General features: G+C 63.2%; 22 protein-coding genes and 1 tRNA gene. 13 read left to right on the plus strand and 10 right to left on the minus strand.

The window, feature by feature from the left end:
* Window positions 1–9: 9 nt before the first annotated feature.
* Window positions 10–1,218, minus strand: a complete 1,209-nt coding sequence (locus AYJ57_RS26190; protein ID WP_193789511.1) for a hypothetical protein — start codon at window positions 1,216–1,218, stop codon at window positions 10–12.
* A gap of 183 nt (window positions 1,219–1,401) precedes the next feature.
* Between AYJ57_RS26190 and AYJ57_RS05055 the strand changes: the two genes are divergently transcribed.
* On the plus strand, window positions 1,402–2,232 hold the full coding sequence (locus AYJ57_RS05055; protein WP_066102107.1) for a thymidylate synthase: 831 nt from the start codon (window positions 1,402–1,404) through the stop codon (window positions 2,230–2,232).
* Between the two features lie 9 nt (window positions 2,233–2,241).
* On the plus strand, window positions 2,242–2,721 hold the full coding sequence (locus tag AYJ57_RS05060; protein WP_066102110.1) for a dihydrofolate reductase: 480 nt from the start codon (window positions 2,242–2,244) through the stop codon (window positions 2,719–2,721).
* Between the two features lie 56 nt (window positions 2,722–2,777).
* On the opposite strand, the gene AYJ57_RS05065 is transcribed toward AYJ57_RS05060, so the two are convergent.
* Entirely contained in the window at window positions 2,778–3,554 is a 777-nt protein-coding gene (locus AYJ57_RS05065; protein WP_066102113.1) for a hypothetical protein, read from the minus strand.
* Between the two features lie 100 nt (window positions 3,555–3,654).
* Window positions 3,655–4,101, minus strand: a complete 447-nt coding sequence (locus AYJ57_RS05070) for a BrnA antitoxin family protein (RefSeq protein ID WP_066102116.1) — start codon at window positions 4,099–4,101, stop codon at window positions 3,655–3,657.
* 426 nt (window positions 4,102–4,527) lie between these two features.
* On the opposite strand from AYJ57_RS05070, the gene AYJ57_RS05075 reads away from it, so the two are divergent.
* The 4 genes from AYJ57_RS05075 (at window position 4,528) to AYJ57_RS05090 (ending at window position 8,016) form a co-directional block, all read left to right on the plus strand.
* Window positions 4,528–5,133 carry an outer membrane protein gene (locus AYJ57_RS05075; protein ID WP_066102119.1) on the plus strand — a complete coding sequence of 202 codons (606 nt, stop codon included), beginning with the start codon at window positions 4,528–4,530 and terminating at the stop codon, window positions 5,131–5,133.
* A gap of 136 nt (window positions 5,134–5,269) precedes the next feature.
* A complete protein-coding gene (locus AYJ57_RS05080; protein ID WP_237220196.1) occupies window positions 5,270–5,614 on the plus strand; it encodes a hypothetical protein in 345 nt (114 codons plus the stop codon).
* Window positions 5,615–5,717: 103 nt separating this feature from the next.
* Window positions 5,718–7,676, plus strand: coding sequence for a DNA topoisomerase IV subunit B (gene parE, locus AYJ57_RS05085; protein ID WP_066102122.1), 1,959 nt, complete (start codon window positions 5,718–5,720; stop codon window positions 7,674–7,676).
* Window positions 7,677–7,794: 118 nt separating this feature from the next.
* A complete protein-coding gene (locus tag AYJ57_RS05090; protein ID WP_066102126.1) occupies window positions 7,795–8,016 on the plus strand; it encodes a hypothetical protein in 222 nt (73 codons plus the stop codon).
* On the opposite strand, the gene AYJ57_RS05095 is transcribed toward AYJ57_RS05090, so the two are convergent.
* Entirely contained in the window at window positions 8,001–8,339 is a 339-nt protein-coding gene (locus tag AYJ57_RS05095) for a hypothetical protein (protein WP_157373965.1), read from the minus strand. The genes AYJ57_RS05090 and AYJ57_RS05095 overlap by 16 nt on opposite strands.
* A 182-nt stretch (window positions 8,340–8,521) precedes the next feature.
* Between AYJ57_RS05095 and AYJ57_RS05100 the strand changes: the two genes are divergently transcribed.
* Together AYJ57_RS05100 and AYJ57_RS05105 are read left to right on the plus strand one after the other, a co-directional pair.
* Window positions 8,522–9,244 (plus strand): DUF1194 domain-containing protein, encoded by a 723-nt coding sequence (locus tag AYJ57_RS05100; protein ID WP_157374124.1) that lies wholly within the window; start codon window positions 8,522–8,524, stop codon window positions 9,242–9,244.
* A gap of 32 nt (window positions 9,245–9,276) precedes the next feature.
* Window positions 9,277–9,975: a hypothetical protein gene (locus AYJ57_RS05105; protein WP_066102132.1), complete on the plus strand. Its 699-nt coding sequence runs from the start codon at window positions 9,277–9,279 to the stop codon at window positions 9,973–9,975.
* A 78-nt stretch (window positions 9,976–10,053) separates the two neighbouring features.
* On the opposite strand, the gene AYJ57_RS05110 is transcribed toward AYJ57_RS05105, so the two are convergent.
* The 4 genes from AYJ57_RS05110 to AYJ57_RS05125 all read right to left on the minus strand — a co-directional run bounded on the left by AYJ57_RS05110 (window position 10,054) and on the right by AYJ57_RS05125 (window position 12,746).
* On the minus strand, window positions 10,054–10,251 hold the full coding sequence (locus AYJ57_RS05110; protein ID WP_066102137.1) for a CsbD family protein: 198 nt from the start codon (window positions 10,249–10,251) through the stop codon (window positions 10,054–10,056).
* Between the two features lie 99 nt (window positions 10,252–10,350).
* Entirely contained in the window at window positions 10,351–10,752 is a 402-nt protein-coding gene (locus AYJ57_RS05115) for a c-type cytochrome (protein ID WP_066106684.1), read from the minus strand.
* Window positions 10,753–10,896: 144 nt separating this feature from the next.
* The gene (locus tag AYJ57_RS05120; RefSeq protein ID WP_237220197.1) at window positions 10,897–12,372 is read right to left on the minus strand and encodes a bromoperoxidase; all 1,476 of its coding nucleotides are present in this window, start codon (window positions 12,370–12,372) and stop codon (window positions 10,897–10,899) included.
* A gap of 297 nt (window positions 12,373–12,669) precedes the next feature.
* Window positions 12,670–12,746, minus strand: a tRNA-Arg gene (locus AYJ57_RS05125).
* Between the two features lie 231 nt (window positions 12,747–12,977).
* Here AYJ57_RS05125 and AYJ57_RS05130 point away from each other — a divergent pair.
* The 3 genes from AYJ57_RS05130 to AYJ57_RS05140 all read left to right on the plus strand — a co-directional run bounded on the left by AYJ57_RS05130 (window position 12,978) and on the right by AYJ57_RS05140 (window position 16,365).
* Window positions 12,978–14,507 (plus strand): phospholipase D family protein, encoded by a 1,530-nt coding sequence (locus AYJ57_RS05130; protein ID WP_066102140.1) that lies wholly within the window; start codon window positions 12,978–12,980, stop codon window positions 14,505–14,507.
* Window positions 14,508–14,582: 75 nt separating this feature from the next.
* Window positions 14,583–15,668 (plus strand): AI-2E family transporter, encoded by a 1,086-nt coding sequence (locus tag AYJ57_RS05135; protein ID WP_066102143.1) that lies wholly within the window; start codon window positions 14,583–14,585, stop codon window positions 15,666–15,668.
* 160 nt (window positions 15,669–15,828) lie between these two features.
* Window positions 15,829–16,365 carry an HdeD family acid-resistance protein gene (locus AYJ57_RS05140; protein WP_066102146.1) on the plus strand — a complete coding sequence of 179 codons (537 nt, stop codon included), beginning with the start codon at window positions 15,829–15,831 and terminating at the stop codon, window positions 16,363–16,365.
* Window positions 16,366–16,434: 69 nt separating this feature from the next.
* Here the strand turns inward: AYJ57_RS05140 and AYJ57_RS05145 are convergent, their stop codons facing one another.
* Window positions 16,435–16,833, minus strand: coding sequence for an excinuclease ABC subunit B (locus AYJ57_RS05145; RefSeq protein WP_066102149.1), 399 nt, complete (start codon window positions 16,831–16,833; stop codon window positions 16,435–16,437).
* A gap of 120 nt (window positions 16,834–16,953) precedes the next feature.
* Between AYJ57_RS05145 and AYJ57_RS05150 the strand changes: the two genes are divergently transcribed.
* Together AYJ57_RS05150 and AYJ57_RS05155 are read left to right on the plus strand one after the other, a co-directional pair.
* A complete protein-coding gene (locus AYJ57_RS05150) occupies window positions 16,954–17,220 on the plus strand; it encodes an I78 family peptidase inhibitor (protein WP_083191152.1) in 267 nt (88 codons plus the stop codon).
* 149 nt (window positions 17,221–17,369) lie between these two features.
* Window positions 17,370–17,660 carry a hypothetical protein gene (locus AYJ57_RS05155; RefSeq protein ID WP_066102151.1) on the plus strand — a complete coding sequence of 97 codons (291 nt, stop codon included), beginning with the start codon at window positions 17,370–17,372 and terminating at the stop codon, window positions 17,658–17,660.
* Between the two features lie 98 nt (window positions 17,661–17,758).
* Here the strand turns inward: AYJ57_RS05155 and uvrB are convergent, their stop codons facing one another.
* On the minus strand, window positions 17,759–19,957 hold the full coding sequence (uvrB, locus tag AYJ57_RS05160; protein ID WP_066102154.1) for an excinuclease ABC subunit UvrB: 2,199 nt from the start codon (window positions 19,955–19,957) through the stop codon (window positions 17,759–17,761).
* Window positions 19,958–19,969: the final 12 nt, after the last annotated feature.

The raw sequence follows: 19,969 nt of genomic DNA on the forward strand, positions 1-19,969 counted from the left end.
CGTTGCGTCTTAATGATCTACAAGGCTGCAGATGTCTTCCCGCGCGCCGGATTTACCGCACTGGGTCAGGACGAACATGCCGACTTCTTTCACGTCGTAGTCGCCTTCTTCTCCAAAGAGCGAAGAGATCGACCACGAAAGCTCGGTATTGCCTGCCGCATAGGCTGCGCCTTCGCCGCCGAAGACACCGGAGAAGGTACCAGCGAGAGACTCGTCCTCGAATACGCCATTGCCTGCAAACTCACCGATCTCGTCGATCGTGCCTTCCTCAAGGATGATGTTGCTGGCACCGGTGATCCCACCGACCCCTTGTGGTTGGGCGTCGCGCGGATCGTACATCTTTCGATTCAGGATTTGTCCGTTGAGCGCGGCTTCCGCAAAATTGACATTTAGGAAAATCACGCCGGTCATCGGAACCGGCTGCCCCGGCTGGTCAAGTTCTGCGTAATCATCCGGCAGCGTGCCCACCGGTTTCAGGTCCAGACCCTCGCGCGTGACCACATTCGTCACCGCAGCATAGTTCCCGACGTAGGAAACCTGCCCCGAGGCCGGGTCGTTCTCAAAATCGGGCGGATCAAACGCTCCGACACGCCGGTAGTAGCCGTCCTGGAAAACCGTATTGAATTGGCCGCCATCCCCGACGGCCACAGCGGATACACTTCCGTCCGTGCTCATGCCCCCAAGCGCAAGGAAGAACCTATCAAGAGGGTCCTCCTGCACCGAGTAGGCCACATAATCTTCAAGACCCATCACATTGGTGAGCCGGTCATTGCGTTCATAGAGCGCACTGACAGGGCTGGAGTCCAATCCATTGATCTGAACGGTGAGCGCGCTCATGTCAGAGGCAAAGCTGAAGCTGGCCACCGCCCCTTCGATCTCCTCCATGGTCGTCGGAGTTCCGCCGATTACGTCATCGCCTCCTGCCGCGCCACCGTCGCTGCCGCCGCTCCCGGAGTCGCCATCGGTCCCGCCTTCGGTGCTGCCATCACCGGAATCGTCCTCATCCGACCCATCGTCGCTCCCTGACGAAGACTGACATTCCTGCAGCGGATTATCCCGGACACAATCATCATCGCTATCGCTGGTGGCCCCACACCCGGCCAGAAGCGCGGCAACAGCCGCAAAAACCCAAATCCGTTCCATTAACTTCTCCGAAACCCCAATACCTCGCTCGATTGCAATGACAATGCTGATATATTCAGCGCCATTCAACGCCATGATTCACCCAATATACGAGTTCTTAACAAAGTGAGGCAATTCTGCCGCCACAGCATCTCGGCCTGCAGACGCACCTCACCCCCACATCTGGGGGATTTTTCGCCGCAACCGCCCTAAACCTGCTTTGCCTCCGCGCCGTGATCCGCTATCTCCGAAGGGCACCACGACCAGCCCGGAGGCCCCATGCGCCAGTATCTCGACGCCCTGCGCACCGTGCGCGATCTCGGCACCCGTTCGACCGACCGCACCGGCACCGGCACGATCTCGTATTTCGGGATGCAGTGCCGCTATCCGCTGTCCGAGGGCTTCCCGCTGGTCACCACCAAGAAGCTGCACCTGCGCTCGATCATCCACGAGCTGCTGTGGTTCCTCGCCGGCGACACCAACATCAAGTATCTCAAGGACAATGGCGTCTCGATCTGGGACGAATGGGCCGATGAGAACGGCGATCTCGGCCCGGTCTACGGCCACCAGTGGCGCCACTTCCCCACCATCCGCGAAGAGATGGGCGACGATGGCGCAAGCCGCGTGCTGCTCGGCGAGGTCGACCAGATCGCGCAGCTGGTCGAGATGATCAAGACCACCCCCGACAGCCGCCGCCTCATCGTCTCGGCGTGGAACCCCGGCGAGATCGGCGAGATGGCCCTGCCCCCCTGCCACACGCTCTGGCAGGTGCGGGTGATCGGCGGCAAGCTGCACCTGCAGCTTTATCAGCGCTCGGCGGATATGTTCCTCGGGGTGCCGTTCAACATCGCCTCTTATGCGCTGCTCACGGTGATGCTGGCGCATGTCACCGGCTATGAGCCCGGCGATTTCATCCATTCGATCGGCGACGCGCATATCTACCTCAACCACCTCGATCAGGTAGAGACGCAGCTCGCCCGCGATCCGCGCCCGCTGCCGACGCTGAAGCTCGCGCGCGACGTGCCCTCGCTCTTCGACTTCAAATTCGAGGATTTCATCTTCGAGAACTACGATCCCGCCCCGGCCATCAAGGCCCCGGTGGCCGTCTGAGGCCCGCCCATGCTGACCCTGATCGTCGCCCGCGCCCGCAATGGCGCTATTGGCCGTGACAATGACATCCCGTGGTTCAAGCCCGAGGATCTCAAGATGTTCCAGCGCGAGACCTCCGGCGGCGCGCTCATCATGGGCCGCCGCACATGGCAGAGCCTGCCGGTCAAGCCGCTGAAAAACCGCCTGAATATCGTCGTCTCACGCGACACATCGCTGACCGAGCACGTCGTCGCCTCGCTCGATGAGGCGCTGAATTTGGCAAAATCCGAGGGCTACTTCCGCGTCTACGGCATGGGCGGCACGTCGGTATACGAGGGGCTGCTGCCCAAGGCCGACCGCCTGCTGGTCACCGAGGTCGATCTGGAGGTCGACGGCGCAGACGCCTTCTTCCCGGCTTTTGATGAGGCCGCGTGGCGCGAGCTGGGGCGGAAGGAACTGGGCGGAGACGGACCGCAGTGTGTGGTGCGGGAATTGGTGCGCTCACCCTAAGCCAAGATCACAACCTGCGCCTGGAACTATTTCGCCTTCATGCTCGCGCCGCGAATTCAGAGCTGAACTCGAGCCGCACCTCCGCTCGCAACGCTTTTTCGAAAAACCCCTAGCATGTCTCCATCACGAACCGTTGAAAATTTGACACCATCATCGGTCATCCTAATTCGGATGAGACGCAAATTATAGAAAACTGGCGCTCTACCTTCTACTGCCTGAATATCTATGGAAGCCGCGTCAGATATTGAAAACTTCAAGTTTCCCCAAAACTTCTTTATCGCCGATTCGAATTGTCCGCCCGCAGCTGCTTTCTGATCCACCTGTATACGCAACCGGCTCGCTAGCGTCTGCTCGTAGACCATCGCAACATACAATGGAGCGCCATCCTCCGGCCAACCACGATCGGAGATGCCGAGCTCATTTAGCCAAAAATCCGGCCTCTTCCGCCAATCATTTATAAGCAAGTTAATCAGACCATCGTCGGCGAAGCTTTGCGTAATAGCGTCTTCAAGATTTGCGGATGTGCGGGCCGAAACCTCAGCAACGAGATTCGCCTTTTCAGTTCCAGAGAGCTGCGCACCACCCGCGAACTCCACACCCGATTTCAACCTCATTTTCAGGTTAGCAGGGGCGTTGTGAATTTTATTCACGCCACTGACCGAGGCCAAAGTAAGTAGTTCACCTCCTTGCGGAAGCCAATGGAAAACTTGACCCAAGGAGGGATCATTCTTAGCGACAAAGCCCCGCTCAGTTAATGCGTTGCCCACCTTCATTTTAGCCGTACACCCGCAGACCAAAACTGATGCGGCCATCAATAGCACCAAAATCCTCATCGTATACTCCGCTTTTTGACGTAGTGCATTTGGCGAATTGTTTCTTAAATTAAGGTTAATGATGACCAATTGAAATCGAGGGGGCTATCATGCAACCCCCTCACCCCTTCAAATGCCGCGTCGGGTCCGGTGCCACGTCGGTCCGCACGATATCATTCTGAGTGTCGCCCCAGCGGGTCCGCTCTTTGCGGGCCTGCTCCTCGACCAGCTCCGGGCGCATGATGAAGTCCGACGTGTCCGGCCCGTCGAGCACTTTGGCCAGCCGGTAGTGCATGAAGGCGCGCAGCACCCGGTTGATGCGCCTCTGATAGCCCGGGCCCAGCGCCTTGAAGAATTTCACCACATCCGCGTCGAGCGCGATGGTGCAGCGCGTGCGCCGCAGATCGCGCCGGTCGGTCTCGCGGCAGATCGCGTGCCACTCGGCCGGACAGCCGCGGCGATCCCACATACGGTCGAGCAGATCGCGCTCGACCATCTCCATCGCGTCGACCGCGTACTGAAAGTGCATCCGCTCGGTCTTGGTCATCTCGGTCAGCTTGCGTCGCATGGGGGCTCCTGCGTGGATGTCTGCCTCCCACTGTTGCGCTGGGTGGTTAACGCCAGCCCAGCGCTCCGTGCGCATGGAATGTGCATGCGCTGTGCATCACTTGTGCCCCACTCATACGCGGCCCTCTGAGTCTGCCCGGCTGAGTCTTTCCGGCGCGGATTTCCCACGCGTCACCCACTCACCAAAGGGTTCCGAAATCTTTCAAACGTAAGCCAAAAATTGCCATCCCCCGCTCACGCGACGGCTGCATTTGGCCGAGACCCCATCCCGCTGGCGATTTTCGTGGTGGTTCCGCCACAGCACGTTCATGTGACCAACATGTGTGGATCAATCCGACCGAAAGTTTGGTTGTACCCTCAGTCACACGCTCCAGAGCGAGCTTGGACAACACATGATGAACCATAAAGAATATATGGAGCAGACCCGATGAAATTCGCAAAAATTGCCCTCCCGGCAGTCCTCGCCAGCGCAGTTGCAGTCCCCGCATTCGCCGGCAGCCTCGAGCCGACCGTCGTCGAGCCCGTCGTGACCCCGGCCCCCGTGCCCGTCGCACCGGCACGTGACTGGACCGGCTTCTCCGGCGGTATCCAGCTGGGCTACGGCTCGTTCGACACCGATGGCACGCCCGACGACTACGACGAGGCGATGACCTACGGCCTGAAGTCCTACTATGACTACGACTTCGGCACCTGGGTGCTGGGTGGCGGCGTCCAGTACGACTGGAGCGACGCTGACCTCGGCGCGGCTGGCGATCTCGACGGCATCCTGCGCGTTGGCGCACGTGCCGGCTACGACATGGGCGACACCATGGTCTACGGCACCGGCGGTTACGCCCGCGCTTACACCAGCGGCGGCGAGATCGACGGCGGCGACTCCGACGGTTACTTCGCAGGGATCGGCACCGAGACCTTCCTGACCGACAACTGGACCGTCGGCACCGAGCTCACCTACAACGAGTTCACCGACTTCGACGCAGACGACATGGAACTGAAAAACACCCAGTTCAACGTCTCGCTGAACTACCGCTTCTGATTGCGGACGTCTGAAGCTGCCAAGCTTTGGACGCGCGCCCGGCCTCTTTCCGAGGCCGGGCGTTTTCATTTGCGCGCGGCCTCCGCGCCGTTAGGGATTTCGTCATGAAGACGTTACACTCTTTTGCATGTGGCGCATGTTCTCGATTCCCCGCCGGGACGCCTGCATCCCGGCTGCTTTGGCCCTCGCATTCTGCGGGCTCGCTCTCTGCGGGTTTTGCCTGAGCGGCCAGCCAGCAGCGGCCGCCTCGCCCATCGCCGACGCGCTGTGCGAGCCCTCGGCACATATGACCAAGCGTTTGAAACGCCAGCAGGGTGCGTCCCTCGCCTCCACCGGCCTGCGCAGCCCCGACGAGGTTGTCGAGCTCTGGCTCGATGCGCGCGACAACTGGACCATGGTCATCAGCTACGCCTCTGGCACGTCGTGCATCGTCGCCATGGGCGCCCATTGGTCCAGCATCAAACCACAAGATCCGGCCTGATTCACAGCGTCATCCCCATGATGATGGGGTGCGGGGCTTTTCCCGCCCACTTCGCTCTGCCATACTCGGGTCCAATCAGAATCCGGGAACGAGCAGCAACCACATGGCAGACGATCTTCTCGCCGCGACCGAAGCCGCCTCTTACGACGCCTCCTCGATCGAGGTTCTCGAAGGGCTTGAACCGGTGCGCAAGCGCCCCGGCATGTATATCGGCGGCACCGACGAGCGCGCGCTGCACCACATGGTGGCGGAGATCCTCGACAACTCCATGGACGAGGCGGTGGCCGGTCACGCCAACCGCATCGAGGTGGAGCTTCTGGCGGATTACTCGATCACCATCCGCGACAATGGCCGCGGCATCCCGATCGACCCGCACCCCAAGTTTCCCGGCAAGTCCGCGCTCGAGGTGATCCTCTGCACGCTGCACGCGGGCGGCAAATTCTCGGGCGACGCCTATGAGACCTCGGGCGGCCTGCACGGCGTGGGCGCCTCGGTGGTGAACGCGCTGTCGGACTCGATGGTCGTGCAGGTGGCCCGCAACAAGGAGCTGTTCGAGCAACGCTTCTCGCGCGGCATTCCGCAGGGCCCGGCTGAAAAGATCGGCGCCGCGCCCAACCGCCGCGGCACCACCGTCACCTTCCATGCCGACGAAGAAATCTTCGGCCACCACCGCTTCAAACCTTCGCGCCTGCTCAAGATGGTGCGCTCCAAGGCCTATCTCTTCTCGGGCGTCGAGATCCGCTGGAAGTCCGCCATCGAGGATGGCGACACGCCGATGGAGGCGACCTTCCACTTCCCCGGCGGTCTGGCCGATTACCTGACCGAGACACTGGGCACGGCGAGCACCTACGCCGAGAAGCCCTTCTCGGGCACCGTCGACTTCCGCGAGAAGTTCAATGCACCGGGCAAGGTGGAATGGGCGATCAACTGGACGCCCTCGCGCGACGGCTTCATCCAGTCCTACTGTAACACCGTCCCCACCCCCGAGGGCGGCACCCATGAGGCGGGCTTCTGGTCGGCGATCCTCAAGGGCATCCGCGCCTATGGCGAGCTGGTGAACAACAAGAAGGCGGGCCAGATCACCCGCGATGACCTGATGACCGGCGGCTGCGCGCTGGTGTCCTGCTTCATCCGCGAGCCGGAATTCGTTGGCCAGACCAAGGACCGCCTCGCCACCACCGAAGCGCAGCGCCTCGTCGAAGGCGCGGTGCGCGACCACTTCGACAACTGGCTGGCCTCCGACACCAAATCGGCGGGCGCGATCCTCGATTTCCTCGTGCTGCGCGCCGAAGAACGCCTGCGCCGCCGTCAGGAAAAAGAGACCGCGCGCAAATCGGCCACAAAGAAGCTGCGCCTGCCGGGCAAGCTGACCGATTGTACCGCCAAGAGCCGCGAGGGCACCGAGCTGTTCATCGTCGAGGGCGACTCGGCGGGGGGGTCGGCCAAGGGCGCGCGCTTCCGCGAGACGCAGGCGCTGCTGCCGCTGAAGGGTAAAATCCTCAACGTGCTGGGCGCGGCCTCCAACAAGCTCAGCTCGAACGCCGAGATTCGTGACCTTTGCGAAGCGCTCGGTGTCGGCCTCGGCACCAAGTTCAACATCGACGATCTGCGTTACGAGAAGATCATCATCATGACCGACGCCGACGTCGACGGCGCGCATATCGCATCGCTTCTGATGACCTTCTTCTTCACGCAGATGCGCCCGCTGATCGACGGCGGCCACCTCTATCTCGCCTGTCCGCCGCTCTACCGGCTGACGCAGGGCGCGCGCCGCATCTATGTGGCCGACGACGCCGAGAAAGATGTGATGATGGCCAAGGGCCTGGGCGGCAAGGGCAAGATCGACGTGCAGCGCTTCAAGGGTCTGGGCGAAATGGACGCCAAGGACCTGAAAGAGACGACGATGGATCCGGCAACCCGCAAGCTGATCCGCGTCACCATCGACGAGGACGAGCCCGGCGAAACCGGTGATCTGGTCGAGCGGTTGATGGGCAAGAAGCCCGAACTGCGCTTCCAGTACATCCAAGAGAATGCCCGTTTCGTCGAAGAACTGGACGTGTAAGCGGGGGAATGTGCCTCGCCGCGTCCGCGACGCTGCGAAATGTGAGTGTAAATCTGTTGTTTTCCGAAGGCGGATGTCTCACCCTATGGGTGTAGACCTCAGACACGACCGGCGAGCCATGACCAAAACGATGCTTCTGCGCTTACAGATCACCAGCTTTGTACTGGTGCATATCCCGCTGATTGCCGTTGCGCTCTACGCCCTGAAAGACGGGGTGAGCGGCCGGCTGGACCTGCTGCTCGTGGCGCTTCTGGCAACCGTGGTCGCGGCGATTGCGATCTGGATGACCCTTGGCCGCGCCCTTGGCGACACGTCCCAGCCCGCTCAGAAGAGCGCGTAAACCAGCAGGGCGATCACGCCCAGCTTCACCGCGACGGCAAGGATCAGCCAGCCACGGTTCTCCGGAGCGAGCATTTCCTGCCAGAAGCTGCGCGGCTCTTCCTCGTCGAAAAGCCGGTTTTGGATCGCGTTGAACACCCGCGGCGGCGGGGCGACCTCATCAACGGGTCCGGCAAAGCCGATCAGGCGGCTCTCCCAGAAATCCATCTCGGCGCTGAGTTCGGGGTCACCGGCAGCGGCGCGCATGCCCTCGTCCTGCTCCTGCGGCGGCAGGAGCCCGAGGGCAAGTTCAGCAGCAAGTAACGACTTTTCCGAGATAGCCACGAAGTGACCCCCTAGTGCTGCGGCAGCGTACGCATCCCCTCTGACGTGCCATCGACTGTCCGTCGACTCTGACGCATCCTGAGCCGCAGCGCAATCATAGCGTTAAGGTCTGCCTGCCACGTCAGGCTAGGCAGAGCGGATGCAAGATGGCACCCTGTCACGATCCCTGCCTCTACATGGAGATGCCTGTGCGTTCTCTGGTGTTGATCGTAGCTTTCGTGACCTGCCTTTCCATCCCTGCGCAAGCGCAGGACACGGACCTTGAACTTGTGCTCTTGGCGGATGCCTCAGGCTCCATCTCTCACGAGGAGCTGCAGTTTCAGCGCGAAGGCTACGCCGCGGCGATCACCGATCCCGAGGTTTTGGCGGTCATCGCCGGGACAGCTTACGGCCACATCGCGGTGACCTATGTGGAATGGGCTGCCAATCAGGCGCAGGTGGTGGATTGGACGCTGATCGACGGACCCGAGGCGGCCCAAGGATTTGCCGCCGCCCTGCTGGACGAGCCGCGTCTGGCCTTCGGGCGCAACGCCATCGGTGCGGCGCTGCTCGAAGGGCTGCGGCAGATGGAGGAGAATGACATCGAGGGTTGGCGGCGGGTCATAGATTTCTCCGGCGACAGCGCCAACAACTGGGCAGGCCCCCCGATCGCCGAGGCCCGCGCCAAAGTGCTGGAGGCTGGCGTCACCATCAACGCCCTGCCGATCCTCAGCCCTGATGACCCCGGTCGCGCGCATGGCGGGCTCGAGGCGCTTTATGAAGAGCAGATCATCGGCGGCATCGGGGCCTTTGTGGTCACCGCCGCGACGCGGGGCAGTTTCGCCGAGGCGGTGAAGAAGAAACTCATCCTCGAGATCTCGGGTCTGCCTCCGGGCAATTTCGCCGTTGCGCGCCAAACCCCTTGAACACTTGCCGAAAAGCGGCTCAGTCTTTGGTCATGCGCCGCCTCACACAGTCCCTTCTCTGCCTCGTCCTGCTGCTGGGCCTCGCCGCCTGCGGCCGTCCTCTGACACCCAATGAGGTGGCCTTCCTGCAGGCCATGCAGGGCCCGCAGATCAATACGGGAAAGGTTCGCTTTCATGACGGCCTCGCCTCAAAGGCGGTCACCTTCGAGCGGCCCGTGCGTCCGCGCCTGACCTGTATGGAACGCATCTGGCCGCCGTCGAAAGGTGGAACCGTCACCGTCTCTCCGGCGGCGCTGACGCTGTTCAATCACATCTTCTACCGCGAGGATGTCTACCTCGACGACTATATGGCCAGCTACCCCGAGCGCCTGAACCTCTACGGCGCGATGCTGTTTGCCCATGAGATGACCCACGTCTGGCAATGGCAGAACCGCGCCCGCACCGGCTACACGCCGCTGAAGGCGGCCACCGAGCATCAGGTCTCAGCCGACCCCTATCTCTTCGATCCCGAGGGCAATGCGAGCTTCCTCAGCCACGGCTACGAGCAGCAGGGCGCCATCGTCGAGGAATATGTCTGCTGCCAAGTGCTTGACCCCAGCGCCCCGCGCACTTCGCGGCTGCGCGCGATGATTTCTAAGGAGATGCCTATCGGCGGGCTCGACGAGATACTCGACAAGGCCGATGTGATCATCCCGTGGAAAGGCGCCGAGACGCGCAACATCTGCCACTGAGCGCCCCCCAAAAACCCCCTGCCCGCGCAGCAAAAAGCGGGACCGAATGGGCCCCGCCGATCGTCGTTTTCGCTGCGGTCAGAGGTTGTTCTGCCACTCCGAGACCTGCTTTTCGGCCTCTTCTTTGGCGATCCCGTATTTCTTCTGGATCAGCCCGGCAAGCTGCTCACGGTTGCCTTTGGCCTGCTGCACCTCGTCATCGGTCAGCTCGCCCCATTGCGCGCGTGCCTTGCCTTTGAATTCCGTCCAATTGCCTTCGATCTGGTCCCAGTTCATAACCGGTCCTCCTGAGGTTGCTTATGGGAAAGAAACCCACGGGAAGAGTGTGCGGTTCCTGCATCCGCTGACGAAGTTTTCGTGACGGCAGGTGAGCGCCTATTCCGCGCGCTGCAGGCTGGTGAGATAGGCCACGAGGTCGGCAACCGGCTGCGTCGTCGCCAGATCATCCTCCAGCTTCACCTCATCCGTGCGATAGCTGAAGAAATCGCCATAGACCGGCATTGGGGACCCGTGGCTGACCAGAGGGTCGCGCCCGTCGATGCGTTTCACCACGCGCTCGAGCGGAAAGCTTCCGCCATTGGCGGCGCTCAATTCGCTCAGGTTCACCGGCTTGATCATCAGCACACCCGCCATCGGGCCATCGCCGCGCCCTTCGAGGCCGTGGCATGTTGCGCAATGCTTGGCGTATAGCGCCTGCCCCGCGTCGGCGTCCTGCGGTCCGGCGGCAACCGCACCCGCCATCAACAGCAGGGCGGCGGCGATCAGCGGTAGCGTCATGGCGACGGGATGGATCCGGGAACGGCTGCGCGCAACCACGCGGCTCTCTGCTCTGGGTCTGGCGATGAACATGGCGACCTCCTGTGACTGAGGACAGACTGCCCCGCCCAGAAGGTCGCCACCTTGATCGGCATCAAGCCGGGCTCAGATCACCGCCAGATGCGCATCGGGACGATCCGCCACCAACGGGAAGCGCGCCGGGCGCCCGTCACGGCGCAGCGCCACCTCCGGCGCACCCAAGCGGCCGATGTGGCTTTCGATCCGCAGCGGCTTACCGTCGAAGTTGGTAAGATCCATCGAGGCCCGTTGCGGCAGTTGCGCCAGCCAGCCGCGCAGCACCTGCAGGGCCAGCGCCTCGCCAATGCGCAGGTTCTGATGGCTCTCGGCCTGAAACTGCGCCCCGCTCGCGGCGGCGGACAGCGCCACATCGGCAGCCAGTTGGTCCGCTTCCACTGCCAGATCGAACCCGGGTGCAGGATCGGTCGCCATACGCAGGTGCGGCGCCGGACGGGTGTTGAAAAGCGCCTTGAACAGCGTCGAGAGCGCCCCGGCCACCACCACCTGCAGCGCGGCGTCGGAAGGGTGCCGCCGCAGGCCGCCCACCTCAAGCTCGGACAGCATGTAGGGCGCATTGGCCCGGCGCGTCTGCGCCTGTGCGGCGTTCCAGCGGGTCACCCAGTGCAGCAGGTTCGGCGCATAGGTCTGCAGATCTTCCGCCGCGCCGCGCAACTCGGGCGCGGTGCCTGCCGGAATTTCGTCGCGGCCAAGGATCGACGCCAGCCGCGCCGCCGTCGTGGCGGGCGGACTGCTGCGATCATCGCGGCCCCGGAGCCGCATCGCGGCCTCGAACGCCCGTTCGGCTCCCTCCGCCATGAGCGACAGAAGCCGCTGGGCACTCACCGGATCCTCGCTCCCCTGCGGCTCGAGCCCCGGATCGAACTCGCTGCCTCGGGCAAGAAGCATCAGCGCGGCATTGTAATAGACGCGGCAAGGATGGCTGTCCTGCATGCGGAACGCCAGATCGCGCGGTGTCACCAGCGGCGACATCGCCGAAGGCTCCGCCGTCGCCAGAGCAAGAGCTGCCCCCGATTGTGCGCCGATCCAGTCGACCCACGCCGACATCGGAGCCTCCGCATCCGGCGCGGCACCGGGCTCTGCCACAAGGTCCGGCGCACAGCGATCGATCCAGTGGAACAGCGACAGCGGCTGCCCGCCGGGGGCCGCCGGAGCAAGCGTCCCGCGATACATGCTGGCAAGCGTCAACTGACCTTCCCGGTTCAGCCGAAGCTGGCGCCGCCGCGCGCCGGGCTCACCGGGGGCGGCCGTGCGCCGCTCATGATCGTACCAGCTGAGGCTGCGCATCTCGCACAGAAGCTCATGCAGGGTGAACCGGGTGCGGCCATCGATCCAGATCGCGTGATGCGGGTCGGTCATCGCCGAGAACGGCGTGTCCCGCAGCAGCATCATGGCATAAAGCTCGGCCATCTCCGCAGCCAGTTCCGCCGAACCCATCTGAGGCGGCGGTGGCAGTTGCACGCAGGGTGGCACCGCGCCTTTGGGGCCGCGACCGCCCTCAATGACTTGAAAACGCTCTCTGTCGGTGTCGATTCGCCCAATCATCGCAAATCCCCTCTTCGGTGCTCCGCCGTGCAGGCGTTCTTGCTTTACTAAACGTAAACTAAATCTGCCGACGCAGCGTGAAGCAGGCGTGATTGGCACAAGATTTCGCAGTGACGCGGTCGTGAAATGTTAATTTTTGTTTTACTTCCCTAGGGCTGGGAGCGTGAAAACAGCACAAATTCCAAAACACCTATGGGTTTATTGGCGCAAACTGACTCGCCCTGCCCTAATTTCGAGCAAGTTTGAGGGCCTGTGCGGCTCTAGCCGCTGGCTTTTTGATGGTGCTGAGGGAAAAACTGGCGACCCCTGAAGGACTCGAACCCTCAACCTGCTGATTAGAAGTCAGCTGCTCTATCCAGTTGAGCTAAGGGGCCGCGCGCGACAGCGATAGCGCAAGTCGTCAGGCTTGCCCAGAGCCTAGCGGCCCTCGAAAGGAAGGCCCGCGGCTGACGTTGCACCGACGCCAGAGTGCGCAGAGCCGCTGCGGCGCGAATGCCGCGCCTTCGCACCGAAGCGGGTAGTGACCCAGCATTGGACTTGCCGCAAAGGCGCCTCTGGCCCAGCCTGCCCTGCACAATCGCACCATTACAGACGCGAGGCCGCAAATGTTCCGGTTCCTGCCCGTTCTGCTCGTGACATGCCTTGGCCTTATGGCCTGCACCAGCGCGCCGCCGCAGGTTCCCAAACGGATGAGTCTGGTGCAGCCCAGTTCGGCCTCCGCGCCGCTGGCGCAGATGACGCGGCGCTGGCAGGGCAGATCCGATGGCATGTCGGGGGTCCAGATCGTCGGCGATGGCATTGACGCGCTGGCGCTGCGCATTGCCCTTTCAGACCTCGCGCAGACCAGCATCGACGCGCAATATTACCTGCTCCACAACGACGTTTCGGGCGGCCTCTTTGCCGATGCGCTGCTGCGCGCCGCCGATCGCGGTGTGCGCGTGCGCCTGCTGCTCGACGATATGGACACGCGCGGCTATGACGCCGCGACCCGCGCGCTGGAGACCCATCCCAATATCGAGATCCGGCTCTACAACCCGTTCCTGCGCTCGCGCAGCAAGGCGCTGTCGGCGCTGCTGGAGTTCGGGCGCATCAACCGGCGGATGCACAACAAGTCGATGAGTTTCGACGGGCGGATCACCATCGTCGGCGGGCGCAACATCGGCGACGAGTATTTCTCGGCGCGCGAGGATTCCAACTACGATGACCTCGACCTGCTCGCCGCAGGCCCGGTCGTCCGCGAGGTCGGCAAGAGTTTCGACGGCTATTGGAACAGCCCCTACGCGGTGCCAGCCCTGGCGCTCATCACCACCCATGAGGATGATCTCGATCTCGCCACCACCCGCGCCCGTCTGGCGCAGCATGCTGAGCAAAGCCGCAACACGCCCTATGGCGCAGCACTTGCCGCGCGGATCGCGCAGACCAAACGCGCGCCCAGACCGCTCGAGCCCGCGCGCGCGACGCTGATCGCCGATCCGCCCGAGAAGGCCGCCGGAGACCTGCCCCCCGAGGCCACGCTCAGCGGCGCCATGCTGCCGCATATCGCCGCGCTTGAGCATCAGTTCCTCGTGGTTTCCGCCTATTTCGTGCCCCGCGACAGCGGCGTGGCGCTGCTGCACGGGCTGGAAGAGCGCGGCGTCGAGGTGACGGTGCTGACCAACTCGCTCGACGCCACCGACGTGCCTGCGGTCTACGCGCATTACACCCGCTCGCGGCCCGATTTACTCGACGCGGGCGTCGACCTTTGGGAATTGCGCGCCGAGAAGGAGCGCCCCGACCGGACTCTCTCGGGGCTCGGGCTGTCGCGCTCGGCGCTGCATGCCAAAGCCTTCGTTCTGGATGAGCAGAAGCTCTTCATCGGCTCTTTCAACTGGGACCCGCGATCGGTGCGCATCAACTCCGAGATGGGCATTCTGGTCGAGTCGCCGCGCCTTGCCACGCAGGCGGCACGCAACTTCAAGGCCATGCTGCCCGAGGCCGCCTTTCATCTGAGACGCGATGACCGGGGGGGCCTCGACTGGCTCGAGCATGACGAGGGCAATCGCTGGCGGCTTTATCGCAGTGCGCCGGTGCTGTCGCGCACCCGTGCCCTCACCGTGCCCATTCTAGCGGTGCTGCCGATCGGCGGGCAACTGTGATCCCGCGTGCGTTGACATGCCCTGCGGGATCGGTCCCACTGCGGGGATGACCCGCCAAGGACCTCCATGCCACCGATGAAGGACATCACCTTCCAGACGCTCGTTCTTGCGACCGTCTTCGTACTGGCGCTGGGGACGATCCTTGTGCTGGGGCGCGTGGTGCTGCTGCCCATCGTCACCGCGGCGATCCTCGTCTATCTGCTGGAATCCGCTGCCGCGGGCATCCGCCGCGTGCCGGTGCTGCATCTGCTGCCGCACCGCGTGCTGCGCCTGCTGCTGCTGGTCACCGTGGCCGCTCTGGTGCTGGTGCTGGCGGCGGTGATCTCGGCCACGGTGCGCGAGATCCTCGCCGTCGCCCCCAGCTACGAAGACAACCTGCGCAGCATGGTCGAAGGGCTTGCGGTGCAATTCCATTTCGAAGGCGACGCGCTCTGGGAAAAGATCAGCGACGAGACGCTCGGGCAGATCAACCTGCGCGCGCTGTCGCTGGCGGTGCTGGGCGGGTTTACCAACCTCGGCTCGGTGGTGCTGCTGGTGATCATCTATGCCGCCTTCATCACTGTCGAGCGCGGGTCCTTCCAACGCCGCCTTGCAGCTGCGCTCAAGAGCCCCGAGCAGACCGAGAACGTGCTGCACGTATTGGGCGCGATCAACGAGAAGATCAGCCGATACCTCGCCTATAAGACGCTGATCAACGTGGTGCTCGGCACGATCTCTTATGGGGTGCTCTGGGCCTTTGGCGTGGATTTCGCGCTGTTCTGGGCCGTGGTGATCGGGGTGCTGAACTACATCCCCTACGTCGGCTCACTGCTGGCGGTGCTGTTTCCCGTGGCGCTGTCGCTGGCGCAATTCGCCTCGATCGGGACGACGGTTGCGCTCTGCGCCGCGCTGACCGCGGTACAGGTCACGCTCGGCAATATCATCGAGCCGCGACTGATCGGGCGACAGCTCAATCTTAGCCCTTTCGTGGTGCTGCTGGCACTGGCGCTCTGGACGACCCTATGGGGGATCCCTGGCGCGATCCTTGCCGTGCCGCTGACCTCGATCCTCACCATCGTGCTGTCGAGCTTCGAGGCGACGCGCTGGCTGGCGCTGCTGCTGGCCGAGCGCGTCGACACGAGCGACATGCCGGGGCCGGCTGGACCGCAGTCCCAAAGCTGAGCCGCTCCTTTCGCCACAAGGCAGGCCGCAGGCCGGGCACAGGCAGGCGAGTGGCGGCGAGACTTTGTCGCGTTACCCGAGAGTTGACAGATGGCGGGGCCTCGGCGCACCGTCATGTCACCGGCAGCGGTATGTCGGATGACACTCAAGGATTTGCAAAATGTCTCATTGGCTCTGGTGGATTGTCATTGGTATCGCGAGCATCCTCGGCGGGATCATCGCACTGCTTAACCCTTTCGCCGCCTCGGTGGCGGCGCAGACCTTGGTGGCTTGGTTCCTGATCATCCTCGGCGTGATCCAAGCGATCAGCATCTTCCGCGTGACCCGCATGCGCGAGCGGCTGGTGGCCATCCTGCTGACCATCATCTACCTCGGCCTCGGCATCATCTTTGTGAGGGAACCGCTCGAAGGGCTGTTCTGGCTGACGCTGGTGGCCGCGATCATGTTCCTCGTGAGCGGCATCACCAAGGTGATCTATGCGTTTTCGGTGACCGACAGCCGGTTCAAGCTGGCAATGATCATCAGCGGCGCGGTTTCGGTGATCCTCGCGATCATGATCTTCACCGAATTCCCTTCTTCGGCGGCGGTGGTGCTGGGCGTACTTCTGTCGGTCGAACTGCTGTCGACCGGCGTTGCGCTGGTGATCTTTGGCTTGGTGCTGAAGGCGCACCCCGAGCTGCGCAAGAAACCCGTCTGAGCTCATAAGGGGCGGCGCCCTCGGCGCGGCCCCTTACCCCTCGCTGGGTCCCTACCCGTCGCTGGGCCCCTACCCCTCGCTAGGCACGGCCTCGACCTCGACAGGATAGCGCTGGCGGCAGATCGCCTGTGCCTGAGCGGCCTCGTGGCGCAACTGCGGAAGCTGCTGCTCGATCTCGGCGTCACGGGTGCGCAGCGCCTCGGCATTGATCGGCACCCGGCGCGTCACCGGCTCGGTGTCCCGCCGCCAGCAATAGTGCAGCCTGCCGTTGTAGCTGCCGCAGACGTCCCAGCGCATGCGGGTTTCCCAGTCGGTGCTATAGGTGAAGCCGCGCGCCAGATCCTTGGCGATGCGCGCGCGCTCGTTCAAGGCATCGCGATAGGGCTCCGCCGCATCGCGGTTGCACCGCTCGTAAGGCGTGCCGCAGGCCGCGAGGGCCACAAGGGGTATGAGAAACCACATACGCATAACAACAGCCTAGCGCCCTTCCCTGCATCGGTCGAGATCGACCTTTGCCGCAACGGAGAGTTGAGCCACACCATCGCGTGACCTATCTATGAGCGGATCGCATCGCGCAGGAGAAGAGACATGATGAAACCCGTTGCCCTGATCGCCGGTCTTTGTAGCGCTCTGGCCGCATGTAGCGAGGCCGAGACCAAGGCTGAGGACGACACCTGCGGCGCCACCGTCTATCAGACCCGCATCGGTCAGCCGGTTGAAGAGCTTGGCCTCACCGCCGGTGACAAGCTGCGCATCCTCGGCCCCGGTCAGCCGATGACGATGGATTTCCGCCCCGACCGTCTCAACATCGAGACCGACAGCACCGGCCAGATCATGCGGGTGTTCTGCAGCTGAGCGCCTGCTGCGCAAACCCGAGCTAACGCGGCTGACAACACATTGGTTCCGGGAAATATTTCCGGAACCAAGCTGACAATCTCACAGTTCCTTTACCGAAGACTGCGGCGCTGGCCGCAAGAAAAACAGTCATACGGAAGGGAAGAGTTATGCGTAAAGGACCCGTTATTGCCGCCGTTGCCGTGGCCGCTGTCGTTGTCGGCTTTGGTGCCTATATGATCGACTTTGACGTCACCGACGAAGGCGCCCTGCCCGACGTGGATGTGGCCGTCGAAGGCGGTGAAATGCCCGAGGTTGAGGCCGATGTGGGCAGCATCGATGTTGGTACCCAGGAAGAGACCGTTGAGGTGCCGGACGTCGATGTAGAGGTGGACACCAAGGAAGCTGAGGTGACCCTGCCGGATATCGACGTGAACCCGCCGGAAGACGACAACGGCTAAGCTCACACGGGCTTACCCCCCCTGCCCCCAAAGTAAGCCCCTTCCAGCACCGGCCGGAGGGGGCTTTTTCATGCGGCGCTGAAGCGCACCCTCGAAGCCTATCTTTTGCGCCGCTTCACGTTGCCGCCGCGCTGCCCCGGACGTCCCGCGGTCGACCGACCCTTGGAATTCACCGCCGCTTCCGACGCCGCCTCTACCGCCGACTGGCGCGCCAGAGGATCGTCGTGGATGGCCAGATCCACCGCCTCCAGCCGCTTCACCTCGTCCCGCAGACGCGCCGCTTCCTCGAACTCGAGGTTCTCGGCGGCCTTGCGCATCTCGGCACGCAGCCCCTCCAGCACCGTTTCGAGGTTCGAACCTTGCTGCTTGGGATCGATCTTCGCGGTGACGCGGTTCATGTCCACGTCGCCCTGATAGAGCCCGGCCAGAATGTCATCGACGTTCTTCTTCACCGTCGCCGGGGTGATGCCATGCTCTTCGTTGTAGGCGATCTGCTTCTCGCGGCGGCGCTCGGTTTCGGCCAGCGCCCGCTCCATCGAGCCGGTGACCCGGTCGGCATACATGATCACCCGGCCCTCGGCGTTCCGCGCGGCCCGTCCGATGGTCTGGATCAGCGAGGTCTCGGAGCGCAGGAAGCCTTCCTTGTCCGCATCGAGAATGGCCACCAGCCCACACTCGGGAATATCGAGCCCCTCGCGCAGCAGGTTGATCCCGATCAGCACGTCGAAAGCGCCGAGCCGCAGGTCGCGCAGGATCTCGATCCGCTCGATCGTGTCGATATCGGAGTGCATGTAGCGCACCTTGATGCCCTGCTCGTGCAGATATTCGGTCAGATCCTCGGCCATGCGCTTGGTGAGCACGGTGCAAAGCGTGCGATAGCCGTCTGCGGTCACCTTGCGGATTTCGTCCAAAAGGTCGTCCACCTGCATCTTCACCGGACGGATCTCGACCTGCGGATCCAAAAGACCCGTCGGGCGAATGACCTGCTCGGCAAAGACGCCGCCCGCCTGCTCCATCTCCCAGTTCGCCGGGGTTGCCGAAACAAAGACCGACTGCGGGCGCATGGCGTCCCATTCCTCGAACTTGAGGGGGCGGTTGTCCATGCAGGACGGCAGCCGGAAGCCATGCTCGGCCAGCGTGAACTTGCGTCGGTAGTCGCCCTTATACATGGCCCCGATCTGCGGCACCGAGACGTGGCTTTCGTCGGCGAAGACGATGGCATGGTCGGGGATGAACTCGAAAAGCGTGGGCGGCGGCTCGCCCGGCGCGCGCCCCGTCAGATAGCGCGAGTAGTTCTCAATACCGTTGCAGACCCCGGTGGCCTCCAGCATCTCGATGTCGAAATTGGTACGCTGCTCGAGCCGCTGCGCTTCCAGCAGCTTGCCCTCGGCCACCAGTTGATCGAGCCGCTGGCGCAGCTCTTTTTTGATATGAATGACCGCCTGCTGCATCGTCGGCTTCGGCGTCACATAGTGCGAGTTCGCATAGACACGGATACGGTCGAAGCTGCCGGTTTTCTCGCCGGTGAGCGGATCGAACTCGGTGATGCTCTCCAACTCCTCACCGAAGAACGACAGCTTCCACGCCCGGTCCTCAAGGTGGGCGGGCCAAATCTCGAGGCTGTCGCCGCGCACCCGGAACGCCCCGCGCGAGAAGCCCGCGTCGTTGCGCTTGTACTGCTGCGCCACGAGGTCGGCCATGATCTTGCGCTGGTCATACTCCTGCCCGGCGTGCAGGTCCTGCGTCATCGCGCCGTAGGTTTCGACCGAACCGATACCGTAGATACAGGACACCGAGGCCACGATGATCACGTCATCACGCTCGAGCAGAGCGCGGGTGGCCGAGTGGCGCATCCGGTCGATCTGCTCGTTGATCTGGCTTTCTTTCTCGATGTAAGTGTCCGACCGCGCCACATATGCCTCGGGCTGGTAGTAGTCGTAATAAGAGACGAAATACTCGACCGCGTTGTCCGGGAAGAAGCCTTTGAACTCGCCGTAGAGCTGCGCCGCCAGGGTCTTGTTCGGCGCAAGAATGATCGACGGGCGCTGCGTCTCCTCGATGATCTTGGCCATGGTGAAGGTCTTGCCGGTGCCGGTGGCGCCCAGCAGCACCTGACTGCGCTCGCCGTCATTCACCCCCTGCGCCAGTTCGGCGATCGCCGTGGGCTGGTCACCCGCCGGAGCGAACTCGGTCTGCATGCGAAAGCGGATGCCACCCTCGAGCTTTTCCCGCGTCCGCACGTCCGGCGCGGGGGAATGCATTAGGGCATCTGACTTGTCGGAATGGGCATAGGGCATGAACGGACCTCC

The organism is Salipiger sp. CCB-MM3, assembly GCF_001687105.1.
GTDB lineage: Bacteria > Pseudomonadota > Alphaproteobacteria > Rhodobacterales > Rhodobacteraceae > Salipiger.